This window comes from Komagataeibacter saccharivorans (genome assembly GCF_003207825.1).
GTDB lineage: Bacteria > Pseudomonadota > Alphaproteobacteria > Acetobacterales > Acetobacteraceae > Komagataeibacter > Komagataeibacter saccharivorans.
The window spans coordinates 72,824-91,893 of the sequence record NZ_NKTY01000007.1; the positions used below are offsets into that span (position 1 = coordinate 72,824).

At 64.5% G+C, this 19,070-nt stretch carries 15 protein-coding genes and 1 tRNA gene; 12 read left to right on the forward strand and 4 right to left on the reverse strand.

Going from position 1 to position 19,070, the window contains the following annotated elements:
* Positions 1 to 10 precede the first annotated feature (10 nt).
* Entirely contained in the window at positions 11 to 1,285 is a 1,275-nt protein-coding gene (locus tag CFR79_RS06485; protein WP_110547296.1) for a chloride channel protein, read from the forward strand.
* 177 nt (positions 1,286 to 1,462) lie between these two features.
* Here CFR79_RS06485 and CFR79_RS15835 read toward each other — a convergent pair whose 3' ends face one another.
* Both CFR79_RS15835 and CFR79_RS06490 read right to left on the reverse strand, forming a co-directional pair.
* Complete coding sequence (locus tag CFR79_RS15835) at positions 1,463 to 1,636, reverse strand: hypothetical protein (protein ID WP_162900425.1); 174 nt, start codon at positions 1,634 to 1,636, stop codon at positions 1,463 to 1,465.
* 109 nt (positions 1,637 to 1,745) lie between these two features.
* Positions 1,746 to 2,600, reverse strand: a complete 855-nt coding sequence (locus CFR79_RS06490; protein ID WP_110547297.1) for an aromatic ring-hydroxylating oxygenase subunit alpha — start codon at positions 2,598 to 2,600, stop codon at positions 1,746 to 1,748.
* 177 nt (positions 2,601 to 2,777) lie between these two features.
* Here CFR79_RS06490 and CFR79_RS06495 point away from each other — a divergent pair, with 177 nt between their 5' ends.
* From CFR79_RS06495 to CFR79_RS06505, 3 genes are all read left to right on the forward strand, one after another.
* Positions 2,778 to 3,434, forward strand: coding sequence for a Rieske (2Fe-2S) protein (locus CFR79_RS06495; protein ID WP_110547298.1), 657 nt, complete (start codon positions 2,778 to 2,780; stop codon positions 3,432 to 3,434).
* Entirely contained in the window at positions 3,431 to 4,048 is a 618-nt protein-coding gene (locus tag CFR79_RS06500; protein ID WP_110547299.1) for a glutathione S-transferase family protein, read from the forward strand. Before CFR79_RS06495 ends, CFR79_RS06500 begins: the two co-directional genes overlap by 4 nt.
* Before the next feature lie 135 nt (positions 4,049 to 4,183).
* On the forward strand, positions 4,184 to 4,786 hold the full coding sequence (locus CFR79_RS06505; protein ID WP_102325413.1) for a preprotein translocase subunit YajC: 603 nt from the start codon (positions 4,184 to 4,186) through the stop codon (positions 4,784 to 4,786).
* Here CFR79_RS06505 and CFR79_RS06510 read toward each other — a convergent pair.
* Positions 4,767 to 6,923: an FUSC family protein gene (locus CFR79_RS06510; RefSeq protein ID WP_181417375.1), complete on the reverse strand. Its 2,157-nt coding sequence runs from the start codon at positions 6,921 to 6,923 to the stop codon at positions 4,767 to 4,769. The genes CFR79_RS06505 and CFR79_RS06510 overlap by 20 nt on opposite strands.
* A gap of 241 nt (positions 6,924 to 7,164) precedes the next feature.
* On the opposite strand from CFR79_RS06510, the gene CFR79_RS06515 reads away from it, so the two are divergent.
* From CFR79_RS06515 to CFR79_RS06540, 6 genes are all read left to right on the forward strand, one after another.
* Positions 7,165 to 7,668, forward strand: a complete 504-nt coding sequence (locus CFR79_RS06515) for a MarR family winged helix-turn-helix transcriptional regulator (RefSeq protein WP_371207715.1) — start codon at positions 7,165 to 7,167, stop codon at positions 7,666 to 7,668.
* Between the two features lie 151 nt (positions 7,669 to 7,819).
* The gene (locus tag CFR79_RS06520) at positions 7,820 to 8,806 is read left to right on the forward strand and encodes an HlyD family secretion protein (RefSeq protein WP_110547301.1); all 987 of its coding nucleotides are present in this window, start codon (positions 7,820 to 7,822) and stop codon (positions 8,804 to 8,806) included.
* Positions 8,803 to 11,583: a ribosome-associated ATPase/putative transporter RbbA gene (gene rbbA / locus CFR79_RS06525; RefSeq protein ID WP_110547302.1), complete on the forward strand. Its 2,781-nt coding sequence runs from the start codon at positions 8,803 to 8,805 to the stop codon at positions 11,581 to 11,583. Before CFR79_RS06520 ends, rbbA begins: the two co-directional genes overlap by 4 nt.
* Before the next feature lie 4 nt (positions 11,584 to 11,587).
* Positions 11,588 to 12,715, forward strand: coding sequence for an ABC transporter permease (locus CFR79_RS06530; protein ID WP_110547303.1), 1,128 nt, complete (start codon positions 11,588 to 11,590; stop codon positions 12,713 to 12,715).
* A complete protein-coding gene (locus CFR79_RS06535) occupies positions 12,715 to 14,148 on the forward strand; it encodes a TolC family protein (protein WP_110547304.1) in 1,434 nt (477 codons plus the stop codon). Before CFR79_RS06530 ends, CFR79_RS06535 begins: the two co-directional genes overlap by 1 nt.
* A 30-nt stretch (positions 14,149 to 14,178) precedes the next feature.
* Positions 14,179 to 15,528: a GntT/GntP/DsdX family permease gene (locus tag CFR79_RS06540; RefSeq protein ID WP_110547305.1), complete on the forward strand. Its 1,350-nt coding sequence runs from the start codon at positions 14,179 to 14,181 to the stop codon at positions 15,526 to 15,528.
* Between the two features lie 221 nt (positions 15,529 to 15,749).
* On the opposite strand, the gene CFR79_RS06545 is transcribed toward CFR79_RS06540, so the two are convergent.
* Positions 15,750 to 15,824: transfer RNA gene (locus CFR79_RS06545), tRNA-Thr, on the reverse strand.
* 95 nt (positions 15,825 to 15,919) lie between these two features.
* Here CFR79_RS06545 and CFR79_RS06550 point away from each other — a divergent pair.
* Together CFR79_RS06550 and CFR79_RS06555 are read left to right on the forward strand one after the other, a co-directional pair.
* A complete protein-coding gene (locus CFR79_RS06550; protein WP_102325421.1) occupies positions 15,920 to 17,407 on the forward strand; it encodes a paraquat-inducible protein A in 1,488 nt (495 codons plus the stop codon).
* On the forward strand, positions 17,404 to 19,068 hold the full coding sequence (locus tag CFR79_RS06555; protein WP_102325422.1) for a PqiB family protein: 1,665 nt from the start codon (positions 17,404 to 17,406) through the stop codon (positions 19,066 to 19,068). The genes CFR79_RS06550 and CFR79_RS06555 overlap by 4 nt, the downstream gene beginning before the upstream one ends.
* Positions 19,069 to 19,070 lie beyond the last annotated feature (2 nt).

The following is a 19,070-nucleotide window of genomic DNA, read 5'->3' on the forward strand; positions in this document are numbered from 1 at the left end:
ATGGCCCGCCATGATGGTGGCGGTCATCGGCACGGGTGTCCTGTCCGGGCTGGGGGGTATTGCGCTGTCCGTAATGCTGCACACGATCCAGCATCTGGCCTATGGCTACGGGCAGGTGGGTGGTCCGCACAACTTCGTACAGGGCGTGAGTGCGGCCCCGCCATGGCGGCGGTTTGCCGCGCTGTGCATGGCGGGCGTGGTGGCGGGTGTGGGCTGGTGGGCGCTGGGGCGTTTTGGCAGGCCACTGGTCAGCATCGCCGCAGCCGTTGGAAAGCAGCCCGGCAGCGGCAGGGTCATGCCGCCTTTGTCTACCGTGGTGCATGTCCTGCTGCAGATCGTGACGGTGGCGCTGGGTTCGCCACTGGGGCGGGAGGTTGCGCCGCGTGAACTCGGTGCCGTGCTGGCCACGGGCACGGGGCGGGTAATGGGCCTTACGGCCGAAGACCGGCGCATCATCATCGCCTGTGGCGCGGGGGCGGGGCTTTCGGCTGTCTATAATGTGCCGCTGGGTGGTGCGCTGTTCATACTGGAAGTGTTGCTGGCCAGTGTGGGGCAGCGCGCCGTGCTGTGCGCGGTTGCGACATCGGCCATCGGGGCGTTCGTGCCGTGGGCGGTGCTGGGCAACGTGCATCAGTATGCAATCGGCCCGATGGCGGTTACGGCCCCCGTGGTGCTGTGGGCGCTGTGCGCGGGGCCGGTCATCGGGATTGGCGCGCAGGGGGTCAAGCGGCTGGCGGGTGTGGCGCAGAATCGGGCGGCGAAAGGCCTTTCGCGCATAGGGTGGTGTCTGTTGGTGTTTCCCGCCCTTGGGGTGCTGACCTGCTTTTACCCGCAACTGCCCGGTAACGGGCGCGGGCCGATGCAACTGGCACTGTCGGCGCAACTCGGGCCTGGCCTTGCGGGTAGCCTGCTGGTGCTGAAGATCATCGTCATCATGGGCGCGTTGCGCGCTGGTGCGGCAGGTGGCCTGCTGACACCCAGCCTGACCATGGGTGCCCTGCTGGCGAGCGTGCTGGCATCGGTATGGAACCTGTGGCTGCCGCCGGTGGAAGTCGGCACCGTGGCCCTGCTGGGTGGTATCGCCTTTCTGGGCACGTTCATGTCCATGCCGCTGACCGCCGTTGCACTGGGTATCGAGTTCACACAGGTCGGGCATGACATGTGGATACCCATTTTCCTGACATCGGCGGGGGCAATGCTGGCCTTCCGCTTCAGTGCGCGGGCAAGGCGCCCGGTGGTGCAGGCGCAGCCCGATGCCCCCGGCAGCGTATCGGCGCGGTCCTGACGGTTACCGGATACAAATAAGGCGGCATCGTTGCCGATGCCGCCTTACCCTGAGGACAGTCGCCGTTTTCGTAATCAACGAACCGTCGCCCTGAATAATTCCACACGCCGCGCGCCCCCACAATCCGGGGGGCGGTCACGTTTCAATGACCGGGCGGCCCTGCGGGACCTGGGCGTATTACGCGGCAAACGGGTCGAAATCACCGTCGTTTTCGCGCACGCTCCACCAGCCTTTGTTCCATTCGGCGTAAGCGGGCAGGGTTTCATCAAACGGGTTTTCGATCAGCGGTTCACCCTTTGTCGCTGCGGCCTTGCCCTGTTCAAAGGCATCCTGCGTGTTCTGTTCGGTCATGTCTGTTCTTCCTGACGTGCGCTGTCTGGCAATGCTGCAGATTTACACCATGCACCCCGCACCGACAGCCCCACGGGGTGAACAGGCGTAATGCGCTATGTGCAGGTGTTCAGCTTATGGTGCCGTAGGTGACATTGCGGTCACGCACCCAGCGGCGGTAGGCGACCGACATGCGATCGGCCATTGTCGGCACCTCCGCCCCGCCGGAAAGCGGCAGGCGGCGTGGGCGCTGGTTTTCCAGGATGATGCGGTCCTGCAGGAAGATGGTCTGCTGGAATTCAACCAGACTATCCAGCGCCGAGACATCATCGATCAGGAACATGACCGGATGCGCGCGGCTGCATTCCTGCGTCATGGGCTGGACGAACAGGGTGATGACATCAAAGCGTTCGGGCTGCGCGGGGCAGGTCTTGTAAAGCAGGGTAATGAACGGTCCCGCCACGCGGTACAGGTATTCGGTCTCGATTCCACCCGTGGCCGAAAGGGCGGCCTGCGGCTGGTAGAAATGGCAGTCCGTGGCCCAGACCTCGTTGCCGTTTTCGCGCATTTCAATGGTGTAGCGCGCAACTTCCGTATTCGGTTCAGCGCCGAGGATGTTGGTATGCACAAACGGGAAATGCGCCATGTCGAGGAAGTTTTCGACAATGCGCGGCGCGGAGGTACGCACCGTGAACACCCCGCAATCCACCACCCTGCGGTCAGGCTCGTCCGCTTCCATAATGGCCGCGATATCGCCCTTTGGCGTGCCAAGGCAGGTCCACAGGCAGCCATAGCGCGCCTGCACCGGCAGCATGCGCTTTTCCGCTACGTCACAGGCAAACGGTTCGCCCCGGCTGTCATGGCCGAAGGTGATGTGCCGGTCCAGCAGCATGGTATCGGTCGGCGTGGTGCGCAGTTGCGACAGCGGGCTGATCACATGCCATTCGCCCAGAACGGTTTCGGCGGCAGAAGGGATTGATGTCATGGCCCGGTTCCTGTTGGGGGTGGATGATCCATTGCGCGGGGCGCATTGCCGTAACGACGGTGTAATGTTAGCTGCACCAGTGATGGCACGCCATATGGTTGCGTGAAAAGATGGGACGGTCGCGCCTGAACGCGCATGTACTGGCCGGGCCGGATGTATAGGGGGAGCGGAAACTGCATGGAAAGATGGCATTCGGTCAGTGTCCTGTCCGACATACGCCCCGGCGAGGTCGCGGGCGTGCGGATCGACGGGCATGAAGTCGTGCTGTGGCGTGAGGATACCCCCGCCGCCAGCCTGCATGCGTGGGAGGATCGCTGCCCCCATCGCGGCATGCGGCTCAGTTTCGGCTTCGTGCGCGGGGATGCGATGGGGTGCCTGTACCATGGCTGGCAGTTTGGTGCCGCCGGGCGGTGCAGGCTGATCCCGGCCCATCCGCAGGTGCGGGTTCCGGCTTCGATCCATGTGCGGGCCTATGGCGTGCGCGAACATGCCGGACTGGCATGGGTCAACATGGAAGGGACGGATGGCTTCCCCGACCATGCCACGCACTGGCCCGATGATGTGCAGCCGGTGCGCAGCGTGCATGTACGCCGTGGCGCCACGCAGTTGCGGCAGGCGATCGGCCTTGAGGCGGTGGATGGCATGGCCTGGCGCGGCTCCGTCGGCCTTGCGGTGCATGAACCCGTCGCGGGGCAGGCCATGCTGCATGTCGTATGCGCGCGGAGCGGGGAACCGGCCCCGACCCCGGTTGCGCTGTCGCACTGGGCGTCGCGCCTGCGCGATGCGGTGGAAAGCGGAAATCCGACCGCGACGATCATGGGAGAACTGGCATGAGCGCGGACAGGGTGCTGTATGACTGGACGCCGGATGTGCGCAGCTACGCCGTGCGTCTTGGTCTGTCGCTTATGGGTGTGGAATGCCGCATGCAGGCGGTGGATATGGACCTGCCCGCCCCGCACCATGCGGATGGCCTGCTGGCGGGGGAATGCCCGCCCGTGCTTGAATGCGCTGGCGTCAGGCTGACCCGGCCCGGCACGATCCTGCATTACATTGCCCGCCAGCCCGATGTGGCGCGGGCATGGCTTGATCCCGCGCATGAATGGGCCATTCTGAACTGGCTGGATTTTGGTGTCAGTGCGCTCGATACGCTGGCATCCGCCCGTGGCGCGGCGCTGGCCACCGCCATGCCGGTTCCGCCCGCGACCGGGGCGCTGGATGCCGTGCTGCGCCGGATGGAAGACCACATGGCCGTGCGTGCAATGGACGGACATGACTGGTTCGCGGCCCCTGCGGCCAGCATTGCCGATGTGATGCTGTTTGTCGTGTTCGCGCTGTCCGCCGATGTGGGGGTGGAGCGCGATACATGCCCGGCATTGCGGCGCTGGGCGCGTGGCCTGCGTGCCCTTCCGGGCTTTGCGGTCATGCCCGGCGTGCCGGATTACGCCTGACGCATGGGTGCCCCGCACGGTAACGGCTGGATATCTGTGCGTTGCCCTGCGTTACGGAATAGGGGAAGCTGGACCGGGTGTAACCCCGGTCACAGGGATTCGCATTCATTGATAATAAGGGAAGAAACCTGAAGTATGAATAAAAAGCTGTTTGCATCCCGTCGGGTTGCCGTGGCGCTGGCGACGGCTGTTGTGGGTGGGGCCGCCGGTCTGTCCGGTGTGGCCATGCCGGCCATGGCGCAGGCGCCGGTTATCGTGGGCAACCAGCTTGCGACCGCGACGGTCGAAAGTGTGGATCATGACGCCGGGATGATCCTGCTGCGGGACAAGGCGGGCAATCTGGACACCGTGCGCGTGGACCCCGATCTGCGCGCCAAGCTGCCGGTGCTGCATGCGGGCGACAAGATCGGCCTGCGTATCGTCCGCACCATTGACGCGTCCATCGCCGCCCCCGGTACGCCGGTGCCGGAATCGACCGAAAATGCAGCGGGCACCCGCACCGGCCAGCATCCGCATGGCATGATGATTTCCTTCAAGCGGGAACGTGTGAAGGTGACGGGCGTGGATACGGCCCGCAACCAGGTCACCTTTGTCGACCCCGATGAAATCACCCGCGTCGTGCTGGTGCGCCAGAAGCCGATGCAGGAATTCCTCAAGACCCTGAAGGTCGGCGATGAGGTCGATACAACCGTGATGGATGCGGTGTCGTTCTCGGTTCTCAGCCGGCTTCCGGCCTGACGGCGGCAAGGGGAGGGCGATGGGCCGCAGGGTAGTCCTCTCCCCATTGCAGCGGGCCGCGCTGGTCCAGAAAGCCCGGAATGTCATGGATGATCCGGGCGGCCTGTTCCAGACAGGCCATGGCTTCGACCTGTGCTGCGGGCCGCTGCGTTATCGCATCGGGCGGACAGAGCATCCCGGCGGCCCGCCGCAGCGCGTTCGCGGTCAGCAGCGGGTTGTGCGCCAGTTCGGAAAAGGCGTCGAGCGCGTCGTAAATCGCACCACGCTGGGCGGGGGTGACATCGGGGCTTGTGGCGATCATGCGCACACGCTCGATCAGCCGCCCCAGCGACAGGGTGGCCAGTGCCGCGTCGATATACTGGTGCATGGCCGCGGGCCTTGCGAAGAAGGACAGGCGCATCGCAAGACGCAGTACCTTCTGTAGCTGAAGATTTTCCCATACCAGCCATTCTTTTCCCTGCCTGCGCCCCGACAGCGCCAGCCTGCGCAGGCTGCGCGTCAGGGAACTGACAAGGCGGGCCGCGTCCAGCCGGTGGTTGGGCGGCAGGATCACACGGAACGACAGCACCAGCATGCCACAGCCCAGAAGCAGCGCCAGCCAGCCGTTCATCAGGCTTATGTCGTTGTAATAGTGGATCGGGTTGTTGATCTGCAGCATGATGGTCGAGAACACGCAGTAGCCGAACGCCCCGATCCCCACCTTGGGATGGAACTGCAGCCACACGCCGGGCAGCAGCATGATGCACAGCGTAAGCCAGAGCAGCGGATAGCCATCAATCTGCGGCAGCAGGTAGATATGGCATAACAGTCCTGCCGGTACCCCCAGCGCGGTGCCCGACGCCATAAGTCCCGCCGCGCGGGAAGCTGATGGCAGGGTGGACAGCAGGCTGGCCGCCGCCACGACATACAGCATCATGGTCGGCCCCGCCGTCCAGTGCAGCACGTACCAGATCAGCGCCGTCAGCATGGTCGTCGTTGCGCCCCGCGCGCCGTTACGCAGTGCGGTCGGCCATTCCAGATAGGGTTGCAGCCGCAGCCGTCGCCCGGCGCTGCCCCGGCGGGAAAGGTCCTGCAGCGCGGTTTCGATCTGGCCCAGCAGATCCTGAATATCGTCAAGGAACAGCAGCGACTGGGGCGAATGGCTGTCACGGGCCTGCGCGATCATGATGGCGCGCGTCTGGCTTATGCGTGCGCATCCCCGGGTCCAGATGGATTCCAGCGGGCTGTCGGCGGTAAGGTCCATGAGATATTGCAGCATGGATACGATTTCGCCATGCACCGCGCGGTCTTCCGCCGTGTTGGACGCCGTGACGGTGTGCGGGTGGTAGGACGCCACAATGCCGGACAGGCGGGCAAGCCCCGCGCGGATTTCGCGCTGGCGCACGCTGATGTCGTAATTGTCGGTCGCCGCGTATTCCACCGCGTCCGACAGCCGCCCGATGCGCGCCAGCATGGCGGCGCGGCTGTCATGGAAGGTGGCGGGCAGCGTGCGGAAAGTACTTGCAGGCGGGGCATCGGGGTTCTGCGCGGGGACCGTGCTGTAACCCTGATGGAAGGACAGGATGTAGCTGACCGTATCGCGGAACAGGTCATGGATCTGGACAAAAAGCGTGTCCGACCGGCGCGGCGATGTCACCATGAATACTGCCGCCGTGGTCACGATCCCCACCACCACCGCCGACAGGCGCGACATGGCGCTGAGGAAGATGCCGTCAGGGTCGTCAAACGCCGGGGCGGAAATGATGACGATGGTATAGCCCGTCAGCACGGCGGCGTAGGCGCGGAACAGCCGCAGGAAGGTCGCGGCCATGCAGGCCAGTCCCACCGTGACCGACAGCCCCATGAAATACAGCGTGGGTGACTGCACGAATACCGCCATGAGCCCCACGCTGATGGAGGCCCCGATAATGGTGCCGATCACACGCCATACGCTTTTGGATACCAGCGCGCCCACCGTGGGATTGGCCACGATCATGACGGTCGTGACCGAACTCATGGGGGACTGGAGCTGGAAGGTGAAGGCCAGGAACAGCGCAATACCGACAGACAGGAGCGCACGCGCACTGTAGGCCGCCGTGGTGCGCATGGCGGCCCATCGGGCGTCGTTCGAAAAACTGCGCATGAGGGTGGACAGCATCTGGGTGCAGGCTCCGGGCTGCGGCATGTGGGCATGGTGATAGAGCATGCCACGGGAAGATAAAGCGGTATGGCGGTCAATATCTATTGTATGACAATTAGTGCCATGTCAATTATAACGATAATATCCATATTATCCCCTCCGGGCAGCCATCACATAAATGGACCATGATCCGCCCCGGCGGGCATGCTATCGGGCGCGGAAGGACTTCCGCAGGGTCGATCATCAGCAGGAGACGCGCATGGCCGAACGTTCACCACTGCCCGATATCGAGGGTACAGGTTTTCAGGACATGCGCATGACGTTCCTGACCATGCGGCTGGCCAATACATGGCGGCTGCTGCTGGATCGCGCCCTGCGGACGGAGGGGATGAGCATGGCGATGATGCGCCCGCTCGCCTATCTCATGATGCTGCCCGCGGGGGTAAGCCAGCGCACGCTGGCGCATGCGATGAATACCGACAGTTCGGCGCTGGTGCGCGTACTGGACCTGCTTGAAAACGAGGGGCTGGTCGAACGCCATCCCGATCAGGATGACCGGCGGGCCAAGAATCTGGTCCTGACCCGGCGGGGCCGGCAGAAATGCGCCGTCCTGCATCAGATCTGTGCTGCGATGGAAACCCGCGTGCTGGAAGGCGTCACGCCGGAGCGGTCGCAGGCGATGATGGATGTGCTTGCGCTTGTCCTGCGCCGGGCCGAGGATGTGATGCAGCATGACGGGGCCTGCAACGACAGCACGCCCTAGCCGCATATCCCTTTCGGTGGGCAGGGCAGGTTTGCCGTGAAATGGGGCGTGTGGGTCAGCGCCCTGCTGTTTATAGGGCAAATTAAAGATACGATGCGGTATCGTTTCATGTTAGGGGTGCCGGATCGCATGCGAAGGAAAGGCTGTTGGGATGAAGTGGCGTGATGGGGCGATCGGTGCGGGACTGGCCGTACTGGTCGCGGCTGGCGGGGCCGGGTGGTACGTGGTCCAGCACCGCGGCGAACTGCCACCGGGGCTTGCGCGCGCCAACGGGCGGCTGGAGCTGGCCCGCATTGATGTGGCGGTAAAATATCCCGGCCGCATCACCGAACTGGATTTTAACGAAGGCGATACCGTCACCGCCGGGCAGGTTCTTGCGCGTGAGGATGACGCCAGCGCCCGCGCCCGCCTTGACGCTGCCCGCGCCCACCTGAACGCGGCCCTGGCCGATGTGGTCCGTGCGGGCGCGGAACGTGATGCGCGGCAGGCGGCGCGCCATCTGGCGCAGACGGATCTGGACCATGCGCGCACCATGTTCCGCCAGCATCTGGTGTCGGACATGGAACTGTCCCAGCGCCAGACGGGTCTGGACACCGCAACCGACGCTGCCGATGCGGCCGGTGGGGCGGCGGATGCGGCGCAGGCCATGGTGGAAGCTGCCCGCGCGCAGGTGGCGGAAGCGGCGGTGGCGGTGGATGACATGACCATTCATGCGCCCGTGGCCGGACGGATCGAATACCGTATCGTGGAAAAGGGCGCGGTCCTGCCCGGTGGGGGGCGGGTGGCCTCGCTGCTGGACCCCACGGATATGTACCTGACCATATTCTGCCCATCGCGGGAGGCGGGACGGCTGCATGTGGGCGATGAGGCGCGCATTGCCCTTGACGCCCTGCATGGGCAGGTGATCCCCGCCACCATTTCCTTCGTCTCGCCAGAGGCGCAGTTCACCCCCAAATATGTCGAGACCGCGACCGAGCGTGACAAGCTCGTCTACCGTATCAAGCTGCGCGTCGCCCCCGCCGTGGCGCAGCGGTATGGCACCATGCTCAAGGCGGGCATGACGGGTGATGGCTACGTCCGCACCGATTCCGCAATGCACTGGCCCGCGGGCCTTGATGTGGCTGACGCGGCGCAATGAGCGTGGAAGGCGCGCTGGACCCGACAGGCATCGCCATTACCGGCGTGACCCACCGCTATGGTCCGGTCCGCGCGCTGGATGATGTGACGCTTGACCTGCCCGGCGGCACGACCATCGGCCTTGTGGGGCCGGATGGCGTGGGCAAGTCCACCCTTCTGGGGCTGATTGCGGGCGTGCGGCGCCTCCAGTCCGGCAGGCTTGCGGTGCTGGGGGCGGACATGGCCGCGCGGCGCGCGCGTGAAGCCTTCCTGCCACGGGTCGCCTTCATGCCGCAGGGGCTGGGGCGCAACCTGTATCCGACCCTGTCAGTGTGGGAAAACATCGACTTTTTCGCCCGCCTGTTCGGCATGGACGCGCAGGCGCGCGATGCGCGTATCCAGCGCCTGCTGGACGCTACCGGCCTTGCCCCGTTCCCCGATCGCGCGGCGGGGCATCTGTCGGGTGGCATGAAACAGAAGGTCAGCCTGTGCTGCGCGCTGGTGCATGACCCGGACCTGCTGATCCTCGATGAACCGACAACCGGCGTCGATCCCCTCTCACGCCAGCAGTTCTGGACGCTGGTTGACCAGTTGCGCGCGGAACGCCCGTCCATGACGGTCATCGTCTCCACGGCGTATATGGAGGAAGCGGAGCGGTTTTCATGGCTGGTGGCGATGGATGAAGGCCGCGTCCTGATCAGTGACCGCACCCCCAACGTGCTGGCGCGCACCGGCACCGGATCGGTGGAGGCGGCGTATATCTCCCTTCTGCCTGAAGGCAAGCGCCAGCAGGCAAGCGGCTTTGTCATTCCGCCCTATGTCGATCCCGGCGGCCCCCCCGCCATCGAGGCCGAACACCTGACCCGCCGCTTTGGCAGTTTTACGGCGGTGAGCGATGTCAGCTTTACCATCAACCGGGGCGAGATTTTCGGTTTCCTCGGCTCCAACGGGTGCGGCAAGTCCACCACCATGAAGATGCTGACCGGACTGCTGGATGTCACCAGCGGCACGGCGGAACTGTTTGGCGAACAGATCACGGCGGGCGACATGAAAACCCGCATGCGCATTGGGTACATGTCGCAGGCGTTCTCGCTTTATGAAGAACTGACCGTGCGCCAGAACCTCATGCTTCAGGCGCGGCTGTACCGCATTCCACCGGCACAGGCCGTAAGCCGGGTCGAGGAATCGCTTGATTCGTTCGAATTGCGTGGCTGTGCCGATGTCAGCCCCGCATCCCTGCCGCTGGGTATCCGCCAGCGCCTGCAGCTTGCCGCCGCGTGCATCAACAATCCCGAAATCCTGATTCTGGATGAACCGACATCCGGCGTGGACCCCGCTGCGCGTGACATGTTCTGGCGGCACCTGATCCGCCTGTCACGGCAGGATCACGTGACCATTTTCGTATCCACCCATTTCATGAACGAAGCGGCGCGATGCGACCGGATATCGCTCATGCATCGCGGCCATGTCCTTGCGGTGGGCACGCCTGCCGAACTGGTGAAAAAGCGCAGTGCGCCGGATCTGGAAACCGCCTTCATCGCCTATCTGCAGGATGCGGAGGCGGTAACGGACGCGCAGGAAACCGCCACGGCGGCGGCCAGACCGGCTCCATCCGCGCGTGCGCGATGGTGGCATGCGGCAGTACGGAAATGGAGCGCGCTGGCAGGGCAGTGGGGTGGCGCGTGGCTGCCGCGCGCCTGGGCCTTCGCACGGCGTGAGGCAGTGGAACTGCTGCGCGACCGTCTGCGCCTCATGTTCGCGCTGGTGGGGCCGCTGATCCTGCTGGTGGTTGCCGCGTCAAGCATCTCCTTCGATGTGGAAGGGGTGGGCTTTACCGTCAGCGACCATGACCGCACCACGATCAGTCATGAACTGATCGACAGTTTCCGTGGCTCCCCCTATTTCCATGAACTGCCGCCCGTCGCTGATGCCGATACGCTGGACCGCACCATCCGTAACGGCCAGGCGCAGATGGCGCTGGATATTCCCGCCGGTTTCGCCCGTGACCTGGAAGCGGGGCGCAGGCCCGAAATCGGGGTGATCATTGACGGCGCGGTGCCGTTCCTCGCCGCCAATGTGCGTGCGTATGCGACCGGCGTGCTGATGGGTTACGCGGGTACGCTGGGGCGGGAAATGCCCGGCACGGCGGGCCTGCCGATTACGGTGGAGCCGCGCTTTTCCTACAATCAGGAATTCCGCAGCATCTATGCCATGACGCCGGGCGTGATCATGCTGGCCCTGATCCTGATTCCCACCATGCTGACCGCCCTTGGCGTGGTGCGCGAGAAGGAAGTGGGGTCCATCGTCAACCTGTATGCCTCCCCCGCGTCGGTGGGGCAGTATCTTATGGGCAAGCAGGCGCCTTATGCGGCGCTTGCGACCATAAGCTATGTCATGCTGGTCATCGTGGCGGTTGTGGTGATGGGGGTGCCGCTCAAGGGGTCGCTGCTGGCGCTGACGGTGGGCGGTGTGCTGTTCGTGCTGTCCGCCACGGGGCTGGGACTGCTGATTTCCACCTTTGTCAGTTCACAGGTGGCGGCCATTTTCGGCACGTCCATCATCTGCCTGATCCCGTCGGTCAATTTTTCCGGCCTGCTGTACCCGGCTTCGACGCTTACGGGCATAAGCCGGATGGTGGGGCTGGGTTTTCCGGCGGCGTGGTACCAGTTGATCAGCCTTGGCTGTTTTACCAAGGGGCTGGGGACCGGCAGTTTCGGGACCATGTACCTGGCCCTGGGCGGGTTCGCGGCCATCTATATGGTGGCTGCCCGCCTGCTGCTGAAAAAGCAGGAAGCCTGAGCCGATGATGCGCTGGCTGGTCAATGTCGGTCTGTTATGCGTCAAGGAACTGCGCAGTCTGGTCCATGACCGCGTGCTGCTGGGGCTGATCGTATTCGCCTTCAGCGCTGGCGTGCTGCTGGTGGCCAATGGCGTGAAGGTTGAAGTCTCCAACGCCACGGTCGCCTTTATTGATGAAGACCAGTCCCCCCTGTCACGCAGCATGCGCGACAGGGTCCTGCCGCCCTATTTCAAGCCGCCGGTCATGGTGGACCGCGCCGGGGCGCTGCGGGGCATGGATGAAGGCGACTACATATTCGTGGTCGATATTCCCCCACGGTTCGAAGCCGACGTGCTGGCCGGTCGCACGCCCGCCGTGCAGATCCGGGTGGATGCGACCGCCATGACGCAGGCGGGGCTGGGCACGGCGTATCTGAACGAGATCCTGCTCAACGCGGTGGCGGACATGCTGCATGCGCCATCCGTGGCCGATCAGGTGCCTTTCACGGCGCAGAGCCGCATCCGCTTCAATCCCAACAGTGAATCGAAGTGGTTCACCTCCGTCATGCAGATCGTGACCAACATCACCATCCTGTCCATCGTACTGGTGGGGGCCGCCGTGATCCGCGAGCGTGAACACGGCACGCTGGAGCACCTGCTGGTGATGCCGGTCACGGCCAGCGAGATCGCGGTCGCCAAGATCGTAACCAACGGTCTGGTCATTTTCGTCGGCGCCATGCTGTCACTGTGGCTGGTGGTGCATGTGTGGCTGGGGGTGCCGCTTGCGGGTTCGATCCTGCTGTTTGCGGTGTGTTCGCTCCTGTACCTGTTTTCGGCAACGGCGCTGGGCATCATGCTGGCGACGGTCGCCCCCACCATGCCGCAGTTCGGGCTGCTGGTGGTGCCGGTCTATGCGGTGGCTTACCTGCTGTCGGGGGCGGCGACGCCGGTGGAAAGCATGCCCGCCGCCATGCAGGTGGTGGTGCGCTTCCTGCCCACGACGCAGTTCGTCAACCTGTCGCAGGCCATCCTGTACCGGGGGGCCGGGCTGGGCGCGATCATGCTGCCGCTGCTCACCGTCAGTATTACGGGTATCGTTTTTCTTGTATTCGCGCTTGCGCGCTTCAGATCCATGTTGGCAAGGCAGGAATGATGGGGAACAGATTGGCGCGGCTGGCCCGTATGGGGGGCATCGCGATGGCGGTCGGACTGGTGGCGGGATGTTCCCCGTTTCACACGCGTGCGCCCGCATCGCGTGTAACGGTACCGGCACGGTTCACGCAGGCACCGGCAACGGCGCAGCCCGCGACGGACCTGACGCGCTGGTGGGAGGCATGGCGTGATCCGGGCCTGACGCAGGCGGTCGAGACGGCGCTTGCCGCCAGCCCGGACATCCGCATGGCGCGTGATCGCGTGCGTGAAGCCCGGGCGCTGCACACGGTGGCCCGGTCCGCGCTGTATCCCACAGTGGGGGCGACGGGTGACATGCTGGGTGGCGGCATGTACTGGCGCAATCCCGATAACCTGCCCGCCAATGATCCGGGTACGGACGGGCATCTGGCGGGTATCGGCGCATCGTGGGAACCGGACCTGTTCGGCGGCCGTCATGCCGATGTAAAAGCCGCCCGGGCGGGGATGCTGGCGCAGGAGGAATATTTCCACGGCGTGCAGATGGTCATCGCCGCCGATGCCGCGAATGACTACCTGCAGATCCGGGGCCTGCAACGCCAGATCGCCCTGACCGATCAGGCTCTCGCCACGCTGGGGCAGTTGCGGGCTTACGGTCAGGCCCGCTTTACGGCGGGACAGGCCACGACGGCGGATGTGACCGCCATTGACCGCAGGCTGTCGGACCTGCGCGCGCGCCGCCCCATGCTGGTGGCACAGCTTGACCTTGTGCGCAGGCGGCTGGCTGTCCTGTCGGGACAGACGCCGGAAGGGCTGCCCGAACTGCCGCCCCCACCCGCGTTTTTCGTGCCTGCCCCACCTGCGGGCCAGATGCCTGATACCGTGCTGGAGCGCAGGCCGGACATCCGTGCGCGCCGCGATCAGGTGGATGCCGCGCTGAACCGGCTGAAAAGTGCGAAAACGGATCTGCTGCCCCGCTTCGGGCTTGAGTTTTTTGGCGGTGACGGGCGGCTGCGTTTTGATGGCATCCCCGGCATTTCCGGCACGGGTGGCCTGATCGCGCTGACGTCCTACCTGCCCATTTTCACCGCCAACCGCATACAGGCGCGCATCCATGCCGCCGATGCCCGGCTGGATGCCGCCGTGGCCGGGTATGACCAGACCATCCTGCGTGCCCTGGCGGAGGTGGAGGACGGGTATGAAAACCGTCTGGCGCTGGATGGCCGCGATGTGGAACTGACCCGCGCCATGCGGCAGGCGGGGCAGGTTGCGCAGGAAATGGCCGGACTGTATGCCGGTGGGCAGCGCACGCTGGGCGATGTGCTTCAGGCGCGCGTGCAGGCGCTGGATGCGCAGGGCAGCGTGCTGGCCAATCAGGATGCCCGCACGGCGGCGACCATACAGCTTGCCCGCGCCCTTGGGGGGGGCTGGCAGCAGGCGACACCCGCCGCGCATTAGGGGTAGCCGCAGGAAAAGGGAAAAGCAGCGATGTCGGTCGGAATGGCCCTGTTACTGGCTGTTGTGGCCATATGTGTCGTTGTTTTCCTGATCGAGCGGGTCAAGCTCAACCCTTTCCTGTCCCTGTTCATCGCGTCCGTCCTGCTGGGTTTTGCCGCGGGCATGCCCGCCACAAAGGTCGTGACATCGTTCGAGAGCGGGGCAGGGGAAGTGCTTGGCCAGATTGCCTCCGTCATCGCGCTGGGCACCATGCTGGGCAAGATGCTGGAAGTTTCGGGTGGCGCGGACCGTATTGCCATGACCGTAGTGTCACTGGCCGGGGCAAGGCGGCTGGACTGGGCCATGATGCTGATCGGGCTGCTGGTCGGGCTTTCGGTCTTCTTTACCGTCGGCTTCGTCATTCTGGTGCCGCTGGCCTTTTCCATCGCGCGGCAGACAAAAATGCCCGTCCTGCATGTCGCCCTGCCGGTTACGGCGGCGCTATCGGTGGTGCAGGGCTACATGCCACCCCATCCCGGCACCATGTTTGCCGTTGCGGCCTATCATGCCGATGTGGGCCGCCTGATCTGGCTGGGCATGGTGGTCAGCGTGCCGGTGGCGATCATCGCGGGGCCGCTTTACACCCGTTTCATCGTGCCCCGCCTGCCTGCCGATGCAGGATCGGCGGTTGCGGGACAGCATGAGCGCGATGTGCCGCGCGATCCGGCCGCGCTGCCGGGTTTCGGGATCACGCTGTTTACCATCCTTGCCCCCATGGTGCTGATGCTGGCGGGATCGGCCGTGCGGTTCATGGGGCCGATGGCGGATGGCTGGGGCAGTGCGCTGCGTTTCGTGGGGGACGCCAATGTGGGGCTGGCGCTGGCGGCGCTCCTGTCCTTCTGGACGCTGGGGCTGCGGCGCGGGCTGTCGAAGGAAAAGATACTCGCCTGTTCCAATGAATGTCTTGGCCCGTTGGCCAGCCTGCTGCTGATGATCGGCGCGGGCGGCGGTTTTGGCGCGGAACTGATGGATAGCGGCATTTCGGATGCGATCGCGCGCGCGGCGGTGGACATGCATGTTCCCCTGCTGCTGCTGTCATGGGGGCTGGCTGCGGGCATGCGGGTGGCTGTGGGGTCCGCCACCGTGGCCATGAGCACCACTGCCGGGATCGTCGCGCCGATCATGGCGCATGCCCATGGTGTCTCGCCTGAACTGCTGGTGCTGGCCACGGGGGCGGGCGCGGTCATGTTCGGCCCGATGAACGATTCCGGCTTCTGGCAGGTGCGCGATACGCTGGGCCTGAGTGTGACGCAGACCGTATGGACGTGGTCGGTTATCGAAACCCTGATCGGGGTCGCGGGACTGGGGATGTGCCTGATTCTGGCATGGTGCGGGCTGTAGGCGGAACCGGGCCGGGCGACCCGCTTAATCCTTCATCAACGCAAGGCAGGGTATGGTCTGCCCGTTCGACCGGGATGCCTACGGAGTGGAAAGGCTCATATCCACAGGTGCGTGCATGGCGGAGAAAGAAAGGGGGAGTTTCAGCGTCACGCAGACATGACAGCACAAAGCGCCTGCCAGAGCGGGCAGTAGCGTGGATCAGTCATTCGAGGAAAAGTAGGTGGTGCCGACACTCGGAATTGAACCGAGGGCCTACTGATTACGAATCAGTTGCTCTACCCCTGAGCTATGTCGGCAAACCTGTGGCGTCTGATAAACGATGGTCTGGCATGATGCAATATCTCAAATGCGGCATTCCCCATTTTAATTTGATCTATATGCTAGAGATGGCATGAGCATGTCATCCTCCTCCCCGCAGTTGCGCTGCGATGATGCCGGGTTGAATCCCGTCCGCCATGTGCGGATTATCGGCGGCCTGTCGGAATGTCCCGGCTGCGGGCTGTACCAGCGCATACCCGACCTGGAACCGGGGCAGCAGGCGTCATGCGTGCGCTGTGGGCAGAAACTGGCGCGCAGGCGGCGCACGGCCCCGCTGGCCGCCCCGCTGGCGTTCTGTATCAGTTCGGCCGCCTTCTATTTCGCGGCACTCGCCTCCTCGCTCATGACGCTGGATGTTTACGGCAGGCAGCGCACGGTCGACCTGCTGACCGGTCCGATGGAACTCATGCACGAAGGCTGGGGGGAAGCGGGCATCCTTGTCGGCGCGGTGACCATACTGGCCCCGGCTGTGGCCATCGGCTTCATGTTCGCCATCCTGTATGCCGGGTCGCGCGCACAGTTGCCGGACTGGGGGCCACGCATCCTTGTCTGGTATGACAAGCTGCGCCCCTGGTCGATGGTGGAGGTGTATATCCTTGGCATCTTCGTCGCCTATACCAAGCTGACGGACATGGCCCATGTCGATGTGGGGCCTGCGGTGTACCTGATCGGCGCGCTGATGCTGACCATGGCGGCCACGGATTCGACGCTGGATACGGAAATGATCTGGCGGCACCGCCGGATCGATTCCCTTACCCGCGCCGAAGGCGACCGGATGGTGGCGGTCGATTATACCCATATTGATGACATTCCCATGCCACCGGTGGACCATCTGGTGGCCTGTAGCGCCTGCGGGCTGGTGGGCGAGCTTGCGCACCCGGTGTCCAACCTGTCCTGCGTGGGGATCTGTCCACGCTGCGAACACAGGGTCTGGCGTCGTCTGCCGCAGACGCTGACGCGCACCACCGCCTTCCTGATCGCGGCCATCGTGTTCTACATTCCCGCCAACCTGTACCCGGTCATGACTTTCATGCGCATGGGCGGCGGTGGCGGGCATACCATCATCGAAGGGGCGATCGAACTGTGGGTGGACGGCATGATCCCGCTTTCGCTGCTGGTGTTCTTCGCCTCCATCACCGTGCCCATGCTCAAGATCCTCAGTCTGGGGTGGATGATCGGGCAGACATGGCGGGGTGCGCGGGGTCATCTGGTCGCCCGCACGCGGCTGTTCCGTCTGGTCGACATGGTGGGCCGGTGGTCCATGATCGACGTGTTCATGATTTCCATTCTGGTCGCCGTCGTGCGTTTCAACGCGATGGCCAGCGTCACGGCCAATGCCGGGATGGTGGCGTTCGCCGCCGTTGTGGTGCTGACCCTGCTGGCGGCCTGGAGTTTCGACCCACGCATCATGTGGGATGCGGCAGGGCGCAACGGTCCCGTAACCGATGGCCTGCCGCCTGCCGTGCTGCGCGCGCGAAAAATGCGTGACGGCACTGCTGCTACATCTTCCCTTTCCCCGGTCGGCCCCGCGCCGGTCAGCATGGAGCCAGATCAGGCGTGAACGACGATTTCCTTTCAAATGACCAGCAGGCCTCCCCGCCACAGGCCCGGACGCGGCGGTACCGTTTCTCGGTTGTCTGGCTGGTGCCGATCGTCGCTATCCTGATCGCGGGCTATCTGGGCTGGCGCGGGCTTACGGGCCGCGGGCCGCTGGTGGTCATAACCTTCGATACGGCGGACGGCCTGACCAGTGGCCAGACCGAGGTGAAGAACAAGGCGGTTCCGCTGGGCACGGTTGATTCCATCCGGCTTAGCGACGACCTGCATCATGTGGAAGTCCGCGTGCGCATGACCTCGGCCGCGGGGCGCATGCTGACGGATCACGCCCGGTTCTGGGTGGTGCGTCCGCGCATCAACGGCGCCAGCATCACCGGGCTGGAGACCGTCATGTCCGGTGCCTATATCGCCATGGATGCGGGCGAACCGGGCGGACGCTACACGACGCATTTCACCGGGCTTGAAGCGCCGCCGGGGGTACGTTCGGACCAGCCGGGACATACCTATACGCTGACTACCCAGTCGCTTGGCTCACTGGGGCAGGGTGCGCCTATCTTCTTCCGTGATGTGGTGGTGGGTGAAGTGCTGGGCTACACCATGCCACCCGAAGGACGCGGGCCGATCCGGGTGCAGATTTTCATCCGCGCCCCGTATGACCATTACCTGCGCACCAATACACGGTTCTGGAACGTATCGGGCGTGCAGGTGGGCCTTGGTCCGGGTGGGCTGAAGGTCAAGCTCCAGTCGCTTCAGGCGCTGCTGTCCGGTGGTGTTGCCTTTGACCCGCCTGATGCGCGCAATGAAAAGAATACCCTGCCTGTCAATCCGGGGGCCGACCCGGTCTTCCAGCTTTATGACAGTGCGGAAGAAGCCAACAGCGCCGGGTATCGCGAACGCATCCCGCTTGTAACCTATCTGACCAGTTCCGTATCCGGCCTGACCAAGGGCGGGCGGCTGACCATGTTCGGTATCCAGGTGGGCATGATCGATGATGTCCGGCTGCAGGTCGATCCCGCCACGGGCCGGGCGCATGTGCGGGTGGCCATGGAACTCCAGCCCGAACGCGTGCTGGATAATCAGGAAGTGCCGCCCGAAGCCATGACCGGACTGCTGCGCATGCAGGTCGCGGCGGGGCTGCGGGCCACGGTGCAGAGCACCAGCATGCTGACCGGTGAATCCGAAATCGCGCTGACCTTCGTGAAGAATGCGTCACCGGAACAGATTTCGATGGAAGACAACGCCATTGTCCTGCCCGGACAGGCGGGCGGCATGGCCGGTATCATGGATTCGCTGTCGGTCATAAGCGACAAGATCGCCGCGATGCCGCTGACGCAGGTTGGTGAAAACCTGAACAACCTGCTGGCCCATGCCGATGCACGCATCAACAGCCCCGATACGAAACAGGCGCTGACGGCGCTGCGTGGTTCGCTTCAGAACCTTCAGGCCATATCGCATGACGCGCGCGCCCACATGCCGCAACTGCTCAATGGCATGGACAGCACGCTGAAGAACGCGAATGCGGTTCTGTCCAGCTATGGCGGCGATACCGATTTCCATCGCAACCTGCAGCAGATGATGCTGCAGCTTAACGAGGCCGCGCGCTCGCTGCGCTTCCTGTCCGACTTCCTGACCCGCCATCCCTCGGCACTGATTACGGGACGATAAGA